Raw genomic sequence first — 15,993 nt, 5'->3', positions numbered from 1 at the left:
GATGCCCGTCATCGAGACCGTGCTGGGAGCCGTCGACGCGGCACCGCTGCGCACCGTGCTCGCAGCGGAGACTCTGCTGTGCGCCCCGCCGCAGCAGCGCGGCAACGCAGACGTACCGGCCACCGACGCGGAGTTCGCGCGTGCGACGGTGAGCATGTCGATGCTCGGCCGGCTCATGCTGGGCGCGCCCAACACCGACGACCGCACGCTCGCGGCCGCGGATGCCGAGGGCGCACTCGATGCGCTCGCGGCGGCGACGGGCAGGCAGAACGGCCACGAAGACGGCGATGCCGCCGCGACCGCGGTGGTCGCCCTCGCCGGATCCGGCTCGACCGCTGACCTCGCTTCGCTCGCGTGCCTGAGCCGCGCGAGCGGGATCGCGATCGTGCGGGGCGTCGACGGCCGAGCCGCGGGGGCTGGCGGCCGACCAGCGCGCGACGGCGAATCCGCGCCCGACGGCGGACTCGCACCCCGCGACGACCCTGAGGCTGCGGGGGAGAGGATCGCGGTCGAGCTCGAGGAGTACAACGCCGGTGTCGTGGGGGCGATCCCGCTGCCCGCCCGCGCAGGTGGATCCGGTGCCTCCTCGGCCGCACCCGACACCGATCGCGCGCTCCTCGCCGCGGCCGCCGCGGCTGCGCATCGGGCCGGAACGGCGCTCGTGCTCGCCCCGCGCGCCGACCCCTGGGGCGTCTCGCAGGGGTGCGCCGGCGGTGTCGGCGTCACGGAGGAGCGAGCGGCCCGCGATGCCGTGGCCCTGTTCGAGGAGGCTCTGGAGGTCGCGGAGTCCGCGGGCCTCGACCGCTCGCGCGTCATGCTCACCGGGGCCGCGGGCCTCGTCTGCGACACCTCCGGAGCGGGCGCGGATCCCGGCCGCCTCGATGCGCTCCTCGACCTCGGTGCGGCGAGCTGCTTCGACCAGCTGGGGCGGATCCCGAACGTGCGCACGATCGTCTCGGACCACGACATCGCGGTCGCGATCCTGCGCGCAGCCGAGCGGGGAGCGGCGAGCCGGATCCTGCTCAGCTGCGGCATACGCAACAAGCACCGGCTCGCGGCGTACGGCGGCAACGGGCTCGAGTTCGTGCCGCAGCAGTTCCTGCCGTATCTGCGGATGCTGGGCGCCGACGACGCGCTGGTGTCCGCCGTCGGCGGCGGGAACGCGCTGCGCCTGCTCGCGCGCGAACCCGCGCGCGTCGGGGAGCACGACGACGAGACGACTCGGGGAGCGAGCGCATGAGTGCGAACGATGCGATCGGACAGGGCGGCCGCCCGATCCCGAATCCCGACGGGTTGCCGCCGATCCCGAACCTCTCGGGTCTCGTGCAGACCGTGCTCGGCCCGCTGCCGTCCGAACAGCTCGGCCCGACGCTCATGCACGAGCACATCTTCCTCGACATCCGCCGCCCGGCGCACACGCCGAACCCGCGGCCCGGAGAATGGGACGAAGCTGCCGGGGATCCGCTCACCCTCGACGCGCTCGCCGCTGTGCGCCGAGGCCGCCCCAACATCGACAACGATGTGCTCGGCGACTTCGACACGGCACTCGATGAGGTGGGCGACTTCGCCCGCCAGGGCGGCGGCACGATGGTGGAGGTCACCCCGAACGGCGTGGGCCGCAATGCCCGGGCGCTCGCGCGACTCAGCCGCGCCTCGGGCCTCAACATCGTGATGGGCGCCGGCTGGTACCAGAAGGATCTTCACCCGGCCGGCTTCTCCGACCGCAGCATCGACGATCTCGCCGCCGAGATCGTGCGCGACATCGTTCTCGGCGTCCCTGACGCGGACGGTCGGAGCACCGGGATCCGCTCGGGCATCATCGGCGAGGTCGGCGCCGAGGGAGATCCCGTCGACTCCGAGGAGATGCGCAGCGTGCGCGCCGCCGGGCGAGCCTCGGCTCTGACGGGCGCGCCGATCACGCTGCACATGGGCGGTTTCGGCGAGGCGAAGCTGCGGGTGCTCGATGCGCTCGAGGAGGAGGGTGCGGATCCGCGCTCCGTCGTCTTCGGGCACGCCGGCACCATCGCCGACGACATGGATCTCGCGCGGCGGCTGCTCTCGCGCGGAGCGACCGTCGAGGCGGACTTCCTGGGCACGACCGGGAGCCCGTGGGGCACGCTCTTCCCGTTCACCGACCGCTCGGTGGCGCGCGGCTTCGCGCAGCTCGTCGCCGAGGGGTGGGGATCGCAGCTCGTGCTCGGCGGGGACGTGTGCCAGCGGGTGCAGCTGCGCCGCTACGGCGGGCACGGCTACGGGTACATCCTCGACCACTTCCTGCCGACGCTCGAGGAGTTCGGCGTCGCCCCCGAGGCGCTTGACCGCATGATGGTCGAGAACCCCGCGCGGGTGCTGGCGTTCCGGGAGCCGCGCGAGGGCTGAGCGCCGCCCCTCAGGGCTTGCGCAGCCGCGCGATGAAGTCGGTGACCTGCGCGTCGAGCACGGTGCTGTCGAGATGCTCGGGGCTCACGACGCGGGTTACGGTCGCGCCGATGTTCATGAGCACGATCTCGCTGACCAGCTGCTCGTCGGGGGTCTCTGTGACGATGTCGCCGTCTTCCCGCCCCTCGTGCAGGTACTGCATATACCCGGCCTTCCAATCGGTGAGGTGCTCCCCGTAGTCGTGGTCGATCTCGCTGCTGAAGGCGCAGCGCTCCCAGAACGAGAGCAGCACGCGTGCGGCCGTCGCATCCTCGTTGGTGGGCAGCGTGTAGCGCATCGACATCTCGAGTGCTTCGATGCCGCGCTTGCCCTCGACATGCTCGGCGAGGCGGCCGCGGATGCGCGACAGCGACCGCTCGTAGGCGCCCTCGATGATCGCGTCCTTGCCCGAGAAGTAGTGCTTGAGGGCGCCGTTCGCGAAGCCGGCCCGCGCCGCGATCTCGCGCATGGTGGCCGCCTCGATGCCGCCCTCCACGATGAGCTGCCACGTGACGTCGACGATCTCCTTGCGGCGCTGATCGTGGTCGATGATCTTCGGCATTGAGAACCTCTCCGGCGAGTTCGAGTTTTCTCCTCCAGTGTAGACGAAAACGGCGGCGCGCTACCGGCGCCCTTCCGGACCGCTGTGCGCAGTGGTGCAATGCGGGTGCGTCGAAACCCTAGAGCGCGCCCAGGCACTGCCTTAGCATCAGGGGATGCTTCAACGGAGAAGAACCTCGCAGAACCTGATCATCGGAACCGCGGCCGCGACTGCGGCAGCCGCGCTGCTCCTAACGGCCGCGCCCGCGGCGGTGGCGCAGGAAGCCGCCGCGGATCCCGCGTACACGGGCACCGTCAGCATCGTGCACATCAACGACGTGCACTCGAACGTGTTCGAGGGAGAGCCCGGCATCGGCTACGGCCGCGCCGCAGCCTACGCTGCGCAGGTGCGCGCGGAGAATCCCGACACGCTCTTCCTCGACGCGGGCGACGTGTTCGCGGGGAACCCGTACTCCGCGATCGACGAGGGCGCCGGCCTCGTGCCGGTGCTGAACACCCTCGAGCTCGACGCGATGACGGTGGGAAACGCCGAGTTCACCTACGGTTCGTCCGTGCTCGAGGAACGGCTCGGCGCGTTGAACTACCCGGCACTCGGCGGCAACATGATCTACCGCACCGATCAGCGGCCGATCGCCCCGACCACCACCACGGTCGACCTGCCGAACGGAATGACCGTGGGGATCGTCGGGGTGACCACGCCTTCCTCCGCGCTCATGGGAGCCGACGATCTCGCTTACGTCGACGCGATCGAGGTGGCGCGCGGGGGAGTCGCCGAGCTGCGCGCGGAGGGTGTCGACCTGCTCGTGGGTCTCGTGCACCTGGGCGAACTCGACGCGGAGATGTCGAGCCCGAAGCTCGCCGAGGCGATCTCCGATTTCGACGTGATCATCGACGGGCACAGTCACACGGCGTTTCCCGAGGGTTTCGTCGTGAACGGCACGCTCATCGCGCAGGCCGGAGGCTTCTCGGAATACATCGGCCGGGTCGATCTCGACCTCGTCGACGGCAGGGTCGCCGGAGTGGAAGCGCAGCTCAGTGGGCTCGAAGATCTGGCCGGGCTCGCGCCGAAGCCCGATACCCAGCGGGCGCTGGATCAGATGCGACAGAGCGCTGATGAGCAGTTCGCGGAGGTGGTCGGGTCGACGCTGGTACCGCTCGACGGCAATCGCTCGCTCGTGCGCACCGGGGAGGCTGCCGTCGCCAACATGTTCGCCGACGCGGTCGAGGAGGCGACCGAGGCGGATCTCGCGTTCCTCTCAGCCGGGTACGTCGGAGGCCAGATCGAGCCGGGCGATATCACGCGCCGCCAGCTCTTCGAGATCGCGCGGGTCGACACGAGCATCATCACCAAGCGCATGACGGGGCAGCAGATCCTCGACTACATCGAACGGTGCGTACGGGAGTACCCGAGGGAATCGGGCGAGTTCATCCATGTGGGCGGTGGCGGCTACGCCATCGACGTCGAAGCCGAGCGCCGCGTGCACAGCGTGACGGTCGACGGCGAGCCGATCGGCCTCGACACGACCTACCTGGTGGCGCTGCCGAAGGGCGGCGGCGAGTTCCCCGGTGCGATCGACGCCGAGACCGTGGCGGATCACGGCTCGGCGACTCCGATGCTCGAGGCGTACCTGCGGGCGCACAGCCCGGTATCGCCCGAACTCGAGGGGCGGATCGCCTTCGCGCCGACCCCCGGGTCCGGCGACAGCGATGCTGATGCCGACTCGGGCGCCGACGGCGGTGACGCGGGCGCCGCGGCCGAGGGCGACAGCGATGCGAACGCGGGATCCGCCGATGGCGCGACCCCGGGTGACGAGGATGCCGGAGGGCAGGCCGCGTCGGGCACCGATGCAGCCTCGGGCGCCGATGCAGCCTCGGGCGCCGAGGCGGCCTCCGGAGGAGCGGATGGACGGCACGCCGGCGGATCCGGAACCGATCTCGCGAGCACCGGATCGGCGGGCGCCGGCCCCCTGTTCGGCGCGGCCGCGCTTGCGCTGCTTCTCGGCGGCGCGGTGCTCGGCCTGCGAGCGCGGGCGACGCGGGCGACGCGTCGCTGAGCGCTCCGGGGCAGGGGTGCCGAAAGACGGAAGACGCACGAGGATCCGGATCCCGAGCTGCGTTATCCGCCTTTCGACGCCCCTGTACCCGCCCCGGCACCGAGCCTGGCGCGGTTTGACCGCACCGGCAGGGGGCTTGCGCCTGCGAGCACGACTCCGCGACGGCTCTCGACGGCGCATCGCACGGCTGAGATTCTGGACACGAGGGCGCGGCGAGGATGCCGCCCGTGAGAGGAGTTCTGATGTCGGAGCGTTCGGGTTCGGTGGTGCCGAAGAGCGTGATCGTTGTGGGTGCGGGTTCGGCAGGGTCGGTGGTGTCGCGTCGGTTGGCTGATGCCGGGGTCGAGGTGACGCTGTTGGAGGCCGGTGGTGAGGATACGAATCCCGCGATCCATGATCTGAGCCGGATGGGCGAGCTGTGGCATTCGCCGGATGATTGGGATTACTACACGGTGCCGCAGGCGGGCGCGAACGGGCATCGTCTGCACTGGCCGCGGGGCAGGGTGCTGGGCGGTTCCCACTCGTTGAATGCGATGATCTGGGTGCGGGGTGTGCCGCAGGATTACGATCACTGGGCGTCGTTGGGAAATGACGGCTGGGATTGGGAGAGCGTGCTGCCGGTGTTCAGGGCGATCGAGCATTATCGTGGCGGGGGTGAGCCGGCGCTGCACGGTGCTGAGGGGCTGCTCGATGTGACGGATGAGTACGAGTTGTCGCCGATCCAGCGGTCGATCATCGATGCCGCGGTCGAGGAGGGGCTCGCGCGTAACCCGGATTACAACGGCGCCTCGATCGAGGGGGTGGCGCAGCAGCAGATCACGGTGCGTGACGGGAAGCGGCTGAATACGTATATGGCGTACGTGAAGCCGGTGCGGGATCGCATCCGGCTCGAGACGGGCTGTCATGTGCACGAGCTGCTCTTCGCCGAGGACGGCGAGGGCGGGCGTCCTCGTGTGGTGGGCGTGCGGTTTGCGCAGGGCGGGGAGTTGCGGGAGTTGCGGGCGGATGAGGTGGTGCTCGCGGCGGGTGCGATCGATTCGCCGCGGGTGCTGCTGCGCAGCGGGATCGGTCCGGCCGATGAGTTGCGGGAGGTGGGGATCGAGCCGCGTGTGGATTTGCCGGGTGTGGGGAAGAATCTGCATGATCACTATCTGGCGCCGGTGATCTTCGATACGGAGACTCCGATCGATCCGCCGCGTGAGGGGGTGTCGGTGACGCAGTCGCATCTGTTCTGGAAGAGTCGGGAGGAGCTGGATCGGCCGGATACGCAGCCGATCCATTTCTCGGTGCCGATGTACGGTGATTTCTTGGAGCCGAAGGGGGAGAACGGGTTCTCGTTGATGGCCGGGTTGGTGACGCCGCAGTCGCGGGGCGAGATCCGTTTGTCGGGGCCCGGGCCGGAGGATCCGCTGTTGCTGGACCCGCACGCGCTGGAGCACGAGGACGATGTGGCGTCGCTCGTGGCGTCGGTGCGGCAGTGCCGCAGAATCGGGAGCCGCCCATCACTTGCCGCAGAGCCTGATAAAGGGGGCTGGGGTGCCGCTGAGATATATCCCGGTCCCGATGTGGGTGACGGTGAGGATCTGGTCGATTACGTGCGGAACACGCTCGCGACCTACCACCACCAGGTCGGCACCTGCAAGATGGGCGTCGACGAGCTCGCGGTGGTGTCGCCCCGGCTGGCGGTGCACGGGGTCGACGGGCTGCGCGTGATCGACGCGTCGGTGATGCCGCGCATCACGACGGGCAACACGAACGCTCCCGCGATCCTCATCGGCGAACAGGGCGCCAAGTTCGTGCTCGCGGGCGAACGCTAGCGAGATCGGCGATGAGCGCGCACGCGGTTCCCGCCCTGGACCCCGGGCTCTTCTCTGGCAAGACCGTGCTGGTCACGGGCGGCACCTCGGGGATCGGTCTCGCAACGGCTGAGGCGTTTGCGCGCCTGGGCGCCCGCGTGCTCGCGGTGGGTCTCGGTGCCGAGCGCACGGAGAGCTCGGAGGGCGTCGACCTCGAACTCGTCGAGGTCGACGTCACCGACGACGAAGCGCTGCGTGCGCTGATCGCCGGGCTCGACCGGCTCGACGTGCTGGTTCCCGCCGCCGGGATCAGCCTCGGGGAGCGCGAACTCGAGTGGGAGCCGTTCAACACCGTCGTGTCGATCCAGCTCGCCGCCGTGTACCGCGTCGCCGAGCTGGCGCGCCCGCTGCTCGCGGCGTCGGGCGGATCCCTCGTCACGATCGCCTCGATGTTCGCGTACTTCGGCGGAGGATCGCGCGTGGCGTACTCCGCGTCGAAGGGCGGCGTCGTGCAGCTCACGAAGTCGCTCGCGGAGGCGTGGGCGGGCGACGGCATCCGAGTGAACTGCGTCGCGCCGGGATGGATCGAGACACCGCTCGCAGACGGTCTGGACCAGCGGGCGAAGCAGCGGATCCTCTCCCGCACGCCGCTCGCCCGCTTCGGCGCGGCCGCCGAGGTCGCCGCGGTGATCGCGTTCCTCGCGTCGGACGCGGCGTCGTTCGTCAACGGAGCCGTGCTGCCGGTCGACGGCGGCTACCTCACCACCGCGATCTGAGGGGTCGGTGCCGAGCCTTCTCAAGATCGTTATCCTGCGTGGGCCCGTGGATCGCTCAGCTGGAATCGCGTCCGCGATTTCCGGCGATCCGCGCCGACGCCACCGCGGAGGCCGGCACGCTCATCGTCAGCGAGCGAGCACCTGCTCGGTGTTTTCCTGTCTGAGCGCTCGGATAGCATGAGAGGACTACAACGTCTGAGCAAAGGAGCGCGAGTCGCATGTCCGAGCGTCCCGGTGAGTCGTCTACCGACGCGTCGGGCTCTCGGCGGCCCGCGGGCGGTGCTCGGGGAAGCCGATCGCAGACGCTCGAACGCGCGCTCGATGCGCTCGGGATCCTGGCTGACGGAAAGCCTCGCGCCAGTGGCGAACTCGCCGCCGAACTCGGCCTGCACCGCTCCATCGTCTACCGATTTCTGCGAACCCTCGAGGATTATCATTTCGTGAGCCGTGCGCAGGACGGTCGCTATATCCTCGGCCTCGGGATCGCCGCACTTGCCGAATCCGGTCTGAGTGGCTCTGAGCTGCGGGTCGAAGACATTCTCGATGAACTCGCGAATGCGACGCAGGCGACCGCGATTCTCTGCGTTGCACAGAAGGACCACGCAGTCGTGCTCTTCTCCGCGAGGCCCTCTTCGCAGACGGCGGCGGTATCGATCCGCCGCAGTACTCGATTCCCGCTGAGTTCGGGGGCGCCGGGAATGGCGATTCTCGCGCTCGATCCGCTGAGCGAAGATGACTCCGACGAGGTCAAGCTCGCCCGCAAGATCGGATATGTACACACCAAGGGAGGGCCGTTCCCTGGCTTCGATGCGGTCGCCCGGCCGGTCAGGATGGGCGATAGTCAGGGAGGCAGTCTCGCCGTGGTGTATCCGACGAGCGAGCATCGCTTCCGCGAGGTCGCGCAGCCACTGCAGCATGCGGCGCTCCGTATCGAGCGGCCTGCCGAGGTGTGGTCGAGCTGAGACCGAACCGGAGTTCCGGCTGTTCCGAGCTCCGCATCTTGTTCTTCACACTATCCGTTTTACGAAGCCCCTATTGTGCTGCGGGGCGCCAAGCGTAGCATGGTGCTCAAATATCGAGCAGACGCTCGATACAAGCTCTTATATCGAGCTGCTAACGCGATGGCGCGGGCGACTCCGTCGGCGTCCCTTCACGAGAACGGAGAGAACATGACCAGTATCGGTATCGTCGGCGCGGGGGTCGCTGGGCTGCACCTCGGCCTGCATCTGCGGCAGCAGGACCTCGACGTCACGATCTACACGAACCGCACAGCTGAACAGGTCGCGGACGGTCGGATCATGAATAGCGTCGCGCACATGAGTGCAACGATCGATATCGAGCACGAGCTCGGCATCGGGGAATGGCCGGGCACCGACGCGGAGTACTCATATCATTACCACTACAACGGATGGGGCGATGATCGTCGTTTCAAAGGCGTCTTCGAGAAGCCCGCGCGCATCATCGACTACCGCATCTACCTCCCTCGACTGATGACAGAGTTCGAGGCTCGCGGCGGACGACTTGAGATCCGCGACCTCTCGGTGGCCGAGATCGAGGCGCTCACCGAACAACATGACCTCGTCGTCGTATCGACAGGCAAGGGCGAGATCGGTGCGCTGTTCCCGCGACGGGAAAGCAAGTCCCCCTACACGAGTCCGCAGCGCAAACTCGCCGTGGGATTCTGGAAAGGTGTTGCAGAACGGGATCCTCGTGGCGTAGAGATCAGCGTTGCACCGCCCGCGGGAGAGCTGCTCGTGCTGCCGATGTGGTCGTTCTCGGGCAAGGTTAACGCGTTGCTATTCGAGAGCGTTCCCGGAGGCCCGCAGGAAGTGCTGACCGACCGTCGCTACGAGGAGGATCCGGAGGCTTATCGGGCTCTCACACTGGAGATGCTGAAGGAGTTTCATCCCACCGTCTACGAACGGATCGACGAAAGCGCGTTCGAACTGCAGAACGGTGCGAAGGACATCTTGCAGGGCGCCGTCACCCCGGTGCTTCGGGAGGACTACGTGCTGTTGCCCAACGGCAGGTATCTGCTTGCGCTCGGAGATGTGCATATGACAGTCGACCCCGTGCAGGCACAGGGTGCGAACTCCGCGACTTACTCCGCGAAAGTGGTGGCCGATGCGATCCGAGAGGATCATGTCTTCGACGAGCGCTTCATGCGCAAGGTCGCCCGGCGCCGTGCTGAACGTCTTGAGGCGTCCACTGACTGGGTGAACATCATCATCCAGAACCCTCCCGCCGAGCAGATCCCTCTCCTCTTCACCGAGATGGTGCACAACCAGGAGCTGGCGAACCGCTTCACAGAGAACTTCAACTACCCCATCCGGCAGATTGATCTGCTCGGTTCCCCCGAGCGTGTCGCTGCGGCGATCGCGGCGACCACCGGCGAGTGACGCGAAGAACCGAAAGGAGACTTCCATGCACAAGCTCACTGTGCTCTATCCAGAACCTGCGGACCGCCGAGCTTTCATCGACTACTACGAAGCGACGCACCTGAAACTCGCGAAGCAACTGCCCGGAATGCTCGCTTGGCGCTACTCCATCGACGTGCAGCCAGGGCCCGATGGTACCCCGGCCCCTTACTTCGCGGTGTTCGAGGCGGAGTTCGCGGACGCCGATGCCTTCCGGCTGGCCATGAGCTCGGAAGCGGGACGCGATGTCGCAGCCGATGTGCCGAACTACGCCACGGGTGGGGCGGTCGTTCTCGACTACACGATTACGGGAGGAGAAGCATCATGATTGAATTGAGCCCTGAGCAACTGCAGTTCCGACAGGCGATGGCGAATCTTGCCGCCGCGGTGCACGTCGTGACCACTGCCGGCACGCGAGGCCGGCTCGGTATCACGGTGAGCGCCGCCTGCTCTGTGACCGACGACCCGCCGACTCTGCTGGTCTGCATCAACCGCAGCAGCGCCGCCCACGATGTCTTCGTCGGAAACGGACGGCTCGCCCTGAACGTGCTCGCCGGAGAGCAGGAGCAGCTGGCGCGCCACTTCTCGGGGCAGACGAAAGTCCCGATGGAGGAAAGGTTCTCGTGGGACATCTGGGAGGATCTGGTCGGGATTCCGACGATTCGAGACGCGCGCGTAGCGCTTTCGGGCCGTATCTCCAGCACTCTCGAGCAGGGCACGCACACGGTGTTCTTCGTGAGGGTCGAAGGGATCCGCGTTCGCGCGGACGCCCGTGCGCTCGTCTATGACAGTCGTTCATTCCACACTGTCGGCACTGGAGCGTGAACGGTGGCGGCCCCGGGGGAGCCAAGAAGCGTGGCGAGCAGCCAGCCTCCGCTGAGAGCCGTGGGCGTCTCCGCGCGGGCACGATCGCTTCACGCCGCCCAGGTGCTCGGTGAGCGACTCTACTATCGCCACCGTCTCACGCCGCTGATCGCGGGCACTGCCTCGGATGAGCTCACTCTCACGCTCACGGCGGCGCGACTCGGCCCGGTGACAGCAGGTCTGCTCCGGTACTCCACGGCGGTCAGAATCGATACGGATCCGTATGAGACGGCCTTCCAGGTCAATGTTCCCCTGCAAGGTACGCTCCGTACTTCCATCGGTGATCAGCATCTGCAGGCCACGAGTTCTCGAGCAGCGCTCTACACCCCGGATGTCTCGACCGCGATCAGCGGTTGGGAGCAGCCGTGCGTGATGTTGGCCATCAAGCTCGATCGTGAGCTGGTAGAGCAGCGTCTGGCGCATGAGTTGGCTGCTTCAGGGGAGCGGCCTTGGGACGCTGCGGAACTCGATGTGTCGCGGGGAGTCGGGCGTGACTGGATCACCGCGGTACGGTCGACGATTCGCACCACTCAACGGCTCGCAGATCTCGACGCGGGGATCGTGCGGTATCTCGGCGAGCGCTGCGTCGACGGTTTCATCGTGAGTGTCTTGAAGTCGGAAGGTGAGGAGTCGGACGGGAAGCGCAGCGACGATCGGGTGGTCGCGTCGGCGATGGAAGCCATCATGCATGCGGAAGGCCCGCCGTTGTCGCTGGGCGTGATCGCGGAGTATGCGGGTGTGAGCGGCCGTACCCTGCAATCGGCGTTCCGGCAGGTGATCGGGGAGAGCCCGATGCGAGCGCAGCGTCGAGAGCGGCTGCGCAGGGTGCGCAAAGAGCTGCTCGCTTCCGACCCGCTGGGGGAGCAGGTCGGAGCAGTCGCGCTTCGCCATGGTTTCACGCACCTCGGACGATTCTCGGGTCAGTATCGCGAGGAGTTCGGCGAGTTGCCCTCGGTGACTCTCGATAGGTGAACGGAGGGGCGTACTCCGCCCGAGCGCCGGAGCCGGTTCAGGCTCCGGCCGTGCGGAAGCCCGCGTTGCCCATCGTCGAATCGGGGGTGTTGCTCGACCTGGCCGAGTTGCGGTAGCGGTTGCAGTAGGAGGGGTGGCAGAGATAGCTGCCGCCCCGCAGCACCCGCCGCTCCGCTCCGTCGCTCGGGGTCGGGCCCTCGGGGTTCTCGCGCGGGGAGACCCCGTAGTAGCGAGGATCGAATCGGTCGGCGCACCACTCCCAGACGTTGCCGACCGCCTGCCACAGCCCATAGCCGTTCGGAGTGAAGGAGCGCACGGGAGCCGTGCCGATCCAGCCGTCCGCGGCGGTATTGTGAGCGGGGAAGGATCCCTGCCAGACGTTTGCGCGCCAAGTCCCGTCGCTCCCGTCGATGGGGTCGTCGCCCCAGGGGTAGGTCGCCGACTCGAGCCCGCCACGCGCCGCGCGCTCCCACTCGGCTTCAGTGGGCAGACGGCGTCCGGCCCACTCGCAGTAGGCGAGCGCGTCGGCCCAGCTGACGTGCACGACCGGGTGCTGCTGGAGTCCGCTGAGAGACGAGGCCCGACCGCCGGGATGCCGCCAGTCGGCTCCGCCCACACCGATCCACCACGGTGTGCCCGCGATCGGACCGATGATGTCTGCGGTGGGGGCATCCACCAGCAGATGGAACACCGCCGAAGCGCCGGTGCGCTCGGCGTCGGTGAGATAGTCGGTGGCCTCGACGAAGCGGGCGAACTGCTCGTTGGTGACGGGGGTCGCGTCGATCTCGAAGGCGTCGAGCTCGACGGTGTGCAGCGGCAGTTCGCCGTCGGCGGCGAGTCCGTCGCCGGAGGCGTCGCCCATCGTGAAGGCTCCCGCCGGGATGCGGCACTGCTCGATCCGGTGCTCGCCCGAGCCGGAGGCGACGCTCCCGGGAATCGCGCTCTCTGGCTTCGGGGCCCTCGCGAGGCCAGCGGCGTCGGCATCCATCGTGGGCCCGCAGCAGTGCGGCTGGTCGGTCGGCGTCGCACCCGCGTTCATGCCCCGCTCCCTTCGCGGCTGATGCTGGCCAGCAGTGAGTCGAGAGAGGCTCGCATGCGCTGATCGGTCGCGAACTCGGGCATGAGGAGACGGAGGGTCTGCCAGCCCATGTTCGCGGCGGCGATCTCGTCGGACGCCGTGGTCAGGTCCAGGCCAGGCGCGAGTTCGCCCGCGTCCTCCGCCTCCTCGAGAAAGCGGATGATGCGAGCCCTCCACCGACGTGCATGCTCACGCTGCGTGAACCAGAACGACTCGTTCTGCGCAGCATGGTTCCAGAACGCGAGGGCGACGCGTGCGTGTCGGCTCCCGTCCTCCCCGAAAGGCAGCACGGCCAGGCACAGGCTGTGCAGCGCTTCGAGCCCGTGCTTGCCCGCGGTCATCTCTTCGATGCTCTGGTCCGCGAGATTGCGGGTGCGGAGGAACGCGGCCGTGAGGAGACTCTCCTTGTCGGGGAAATAGCGGGCGAACGCGCTGTGCGTGAAACCCGCTTCCGCTGCGATATTGCGCATCGTGAGTCGGTCGAAGCCGTCTCGTGCGATGACCTGCCATGCAGCTTCCGCGATCTCGTCGCGACGCGCATCGTGATCGATAACTCTGGGCATTCTCGGTTCTCCGCGCTCGGCAGGGGCCAGGGGTCGCGGAAGTGTCTTGCGACCGGTGCTCCCAGCCTACTTTATTCTCCATTTGTAGAAAGTTATTGATTTGTAACTTTTGCGCATCGCGACGCGGTTATCGTTAGTGACCAATTGGTCTCTAAAGATAGCGAGGATGCGATGGCAGGATCTGATGCACGTGGGTATGAGAGCTTTCGTGGCCGAGCGGAAGAGTTCGCCTCGGCCTCGAGCCCGTGGTATCCCGCTCGGGACCTCGCGCCCGAAGGCGCTCCCAACGTGGTGGTCGTGCTGGTCGATGATCTCGGCTTCAGCGACCTGGGGCCGTTCGGCAGCGAGATCGAGACCCCGAATATCGATGCCGTTGCGGAGAGCGGCTGCGTCTTCACCGACTATCGCACTGCGCCGGTCTGCTCGCCCGCGAGGGCTTCGCTCCTGACCGGGCTGAACCCGCACCGAGCGGGCTTCGGCACGGTGGCGCACGTGGATCCCGGATATCCGGGCTACACCTGCACCCTCCCTGACGATGCCCCGACTCTCGCGGAATCGCTCCGCGCGGGCGGATACGCCACCTTCATGGTGGGGAAGTGGCACCTCACCGTCGAATCCCAACTTCACGACGCAGCCGACAGGTCGTCATGGCCGCTGCAGCGGGGCTTCGATCGCTACTACGGCAGTATGGACGGGTTCACCTCGCTCCACCATCCGCATCGGCTCGTGCGTGACAATTCAGTCGTGGATCGGACCGGGTTCACCGAAGATTACTTCCTCACGGATGACCTGACCGATGAGGCGATCGGCATGATCGACGATCTGCGGGCCAACGATAGCCGTAAGCCGTTCCTGCTGTACTTCGCTCACTCCGCGGTTCATGGGCCGGTGCAGGCCAAGAGCGAGGATATCCGCCGATATCGAGGAAGATACGCCGCAGGATGGGATGCCCTGAGGCAAGAGCGCTTCGAGCGGCAGAAGAAGCTCGGGATCGCCGCCGATCTCTCGGTGCTCCCGGAACCGGGGCAGAACCGAGACCGGATCCCGGCGTGGGACGATCTCGATGAGGAAGCGCGAGAACTCTTCGCGCGCCATATGGAGGTGTACGCCGCGTGTGTCAGTGAGGTCGACGAGAGTGTGGGGCGAGTCGTCAAACGGCTCCGGGAGCTGGGTGAACTCGACAACACGATCATCGTGATCGCGAGCGACAACGGAGGTACCGCGGAGGGCGGCCTGCGGGGTACACGAAGCTACTTCGCCCAGTTCGTGTCCGGGCTCCCGCTCCCGGAGGACTGGGTGCGAGACGTCCCCCGCGAACTCGATCTGCTCGGCGGTCCTCGGGTGCACGGGCACTATCCCGCTGGCTGGGCGCGGGTTTCCAACACCCCGTTCCGGGCGTTCAAGGGAACCCTCTACGAGGGGGGGCGTGCACGCTCCGCTCATCGTGTCGTGGCCCGCCGCACCCGAGGGGCTCCGGGGTAGAGGGCTGCGTGGCCAGTCGGTCTTCGTCTCGGACCTCGCGCCCACCCTGCTCGAACTCGCGGGTATCCCGCCGCTGCCGGTGCGCTCCGGCAAACCGGCTCTCGAGTTCGACGGTCGAAGTTTTGCCGCGGCGCTCGCGGATGCCGCTTCTCCCGGCCGCGACCTCCAGCACTTCGAGGCCTTCGGATCGCGTGCCCTGGTCTCCGGCCGGTGGAAGGCTCTTTCCCCCGTGCCGCCGACCCCTGCTGAAGGCGCGACCGGCGGTCGCTGGGAGCTCTACGACCTCGCCTCGGATCCGACCGAGACGAGGGATCGCGCCTCCGAGTTTCCCGACACCGTTCGAGAGCTGGCGGAGAACTGGCGGGACGAAGCCTGGCGCAACACCGTGTTCCCGTTGAACGACGACGGCAGTCTGTTCTCGATTCGTCCGGAGAGCGAAAGCGCGCTCTCTCGAGAAACGCGGCTGACGCCGTTCAGGCCCCCTCTCGAACGGTTCCGTGCTTCGAAGCTGACCGTGCTGCGGTCGTTCACCGTAATCGCCGACCTCGAGATCGAGCACGATACCGAGGGGGTCGTCGTCGCGCACGGGGATCAGGGTGGCGGGTATCTGCTGGCGATCGAGGACGGTGCACCTCTTATCTCCTACAACGCATACGGAGACATGAGGCGGGTGCGAGCGGCCCCTCTCGGGCATGGCACGCACCAGGTCGAGCTCCGTTTCGCGGAGATCGAAAGCTTGCGATGGAGGATCACGCTTCTCGTCGACGGTCGCGCGGCGGCGGAGATCCCCGAGGTGCCCATGCTGCTCGGAATGGCGCCCTTCACCGGTATCAGCGTGGGCTACGACTACGGAGGTCCGGTCGATTGGGAGCTCGCGGAGCGCCATGCCGACGGTTTCCGGTTCGCCCGCGGGGTCATCGTCGAGCTTCGTTATCTGCCGGGGCAGCGCTCTCGACATGACCGTACTGTGCTGCACCGCATCGGGGAGGCCGCGCTCGCCGTCGCGGATTGA

15 protein-coding genes are annotated in these 15,993 nt (G+C 67.7%); 12 read left to right on the top strand and 3 right to left on the bottom strand.

All coding sequences use genetic code 11. The features are described 5' to 3' along the window. The first annotated feature begins 1 nt into the window (after position 1). Positions 2-1,240 carry a phosphotriesterase family protein gene (locus AC0KXF_RS08270; RefSeq protein ID WP_473108725.1) on the top strand — a complete coding sequence of 413 codons (1,239 nt, stop codon included), beginning with the start codon at positions 2-4 and terminating at the stop codon, positions 1,238-1,240. Further along, the gene (locus AC0KXF_RS08265; protein WP_473108724.1) at positions 1,237-2,379 is read left to right on the top strand and encodes a phosphotriesterase family protein; all 1,143 of its coding nucleotides are present in this window, start codon (positions 1,237-1,239) and stop codon (positions 2,377-2,379) included. The genes AC0KXF_RS08270 and AC0KXF_RS08265 overlap by 4 nt, the downstream gene beginning before the upstream one ends. A gap of 10 nt (positions 2,380-2,389) precedes the next feature. Here AC0KXF_RS08265 and AC0KXF_RS08260 read toward each other — a convergent pair whose 3' ends face one another. Next, positions 2,390-2,980 (bottom strand): TetR/AcrR family transcriptional regulator, encoded by a 591-nt coding sequence (locus tag AC0KXF_RS08260; RefSeq protein WP_473108723.1) that lies wholly within the window; start codon positions 2,978-2,980, stop codon positions 2,390-2,392. A 154-nt stretch (positions 2,981-3,134) separates the two neighbouring features. Here AC0KXF_RS08260 and AC0KXF_RS08255 point away from each other — a divergent pair, with 154 nt between their 5' ends. From AC0KXF_RS08255 to AC0KXF_RS08220, 8 genes are all read left to right on the top strand, one after another. Beyond that, positions 3,135-5,033: a bifunctional metallophosphatase/5'-nucleotidase gene (locus tag AC0KXF_RS08255; RefSeq protein ID WP_473108722.1), complete on the top strand. Its 1,899-nt coding sequence runs from the start codon at positions 3,135-3,137 to the stop codon at positions 5,031-5,033. A gap of 242 nt (positions 5,034-5,275) precedes the next feature. Beyond that, complete coding sequence (locus AC0KXF_RS08250; RefSeq protein WP_473108721.1) at positions 5,276-6,850, top strand: GMC family oxidoreductase; 1,575 nt, start codon at positions 5,276-5,278, stop codon at positions 6,848-6,850. Between the two features lie 11 nt (positions 6,851-6,861). Further along, complete coding sequence (locus AC0KXF_RS08245) at positions 6,862-7,605, top strand: SDR family NAD(P)-dependent oxidoreductase (protein ID WP_473108720.1); 744 nt, start codon at positions 6,862-6,864, stop codon at positions 7,603-7,605. A 218-nt stretch (positions 7,606-7,823) separates the two neighbouring features. Further along, the gene (locus AC0KXF_RS08240; RefSeq protein ID WP_473108719.1) at positions 7,824-8,567 is read left to right on the top strand and encodes an IclR family transcriptional regulator; all 744 of its coding nucleotides are present in this window, start codon (positions 7,824-7,826) and stop codon (positions 8,565-8,567) included. Between the two features lie 159 nt (positions 8,568-8,726). Further along, positions 8,727-10,004 carry a styrene monooxygenase/indole monooxygenase family protein gene (locus AC0KXF_RS08235; protein ID WP_473110099.1) on the top strand — a complete coding sequence of 426 codons (1,278 nt, stop codon included), beginning with the start codon at positions 8,727-8,729 and terminating at the stop codon, positions 10,002-10,004. A gap of 25 nt (positions 10,005-10,029) precedes the next feature. Further along, the gene (locus AC0KXF_RS08230) at positions 10,030-10,350 is read left to right on the top strand and encodes an EthD family reductase (protein WP_473108717.1); all 321 of its coding nucleotides are present in this window, start codon (positions 10,030-10,032) and stop codon (positions 10,348-10,350) included. Continuing rightward, entirely contained in the window at positions 10,347-10,847 is a 501-nt protein-coding gene (locus AC0KXF_RS08225; RefSeq protein WP_473108716.1) for a flavin reductase, read from the top strand. Before AC0KXF_RS08230 ends, AC0KXF_RS08225 begins: the two co-directional genes overlap by 4 nt. A 30-nt stretch (positions 10,848-10,877) precedes the next feature. After that, positions 10,878-11,858 carry an AraC family transcriptional regulator gene (locus AC0KXF_RS08220; protein WP_473108715.1) on the top strand — a complete coding sequence of 327 codons (981 nt, stop codon included), beginning with the start codon at positions 10,878-10,880 and terminating at the stop codon, positions 11,856-11,858. A gap of 37 nt (positions 11,859-11,895) precedes the next feature. On the opposite strand, the gene AC0KXF_RS08215 is transcribed toward AC0KXF_RS08220, so the two are convergent. Both AC0KXF_RS08215 and AC0KXF_RS08210 read right to left on the bottom strand, forming a co-directional pair. Beyond that, positions 11,896-12,846 carry a formylglycine-generating enzyme family protein gene (locus AC0KXF_RS08215; RefSeq protein ID WP_473108849.1) on the bottom strand — a complete coding sequence of 317 codons (951 nt, stop codon included), beginning with the start codon at positions 12,844-12,846 and terminating at the stop codon, positions 11,896-11,898. A gap of 47 nt (positions 12,847-12,893) precedes the next feature. After that, positions 12,894-13,499 carry a TetR/AcrR family transcriptional regulator gene (locus AC0KXF_RS08210; RefSeq protein ID WP_473108714.1) on the bottom strand — a complete coding sequence of 202 codons (606 nt, stop codon included), beginning with the start codon at positions 13,497-13,499 and terminating at the stop codon, positions 12,894-12,896. Positions 13,500-13,670: 171 nt separating this feature from the next. Here AC0KXF_RS08210 and AC0KXF_RS08205 point away from each other — a divergent pair, with 171 nt between their 5' ends. Further along, positions 13,671-14,981 (top strand): sulfatase-like hydrolase/transferase, encoded by a 1,311-nt coding sequence (locus AC0KXF_RS08205; RefSeq protein ID WP_473108713.1) that lies wholly within the window; start codon positions 13,671-13,673, stop codon positions 14,979-14,981. Next, positions 14,926-15,993: a hypothetical protein gene (locus tag AC0KXF_RS08200; RefSeq protein WP_473108712.1), complete on the top strand. Its 1,068-nt coding sequence runs from the start codon at positions 14,926-14,928 to the stop codon at positions 15,991-15,993. Before AC0KXF_RS08205 ends, AC0KXF_RS08200 begins: the two co-directional genes overlap by 56 nt.

This window comes from Leucobacter holotrichiae, from assembly GCF_055791005.1.
The sequence above is the reverse complement of the archived record's forward strand: the minus strand, read 5'-3'. Positions and strand labels throughout refer to the sequence as shown.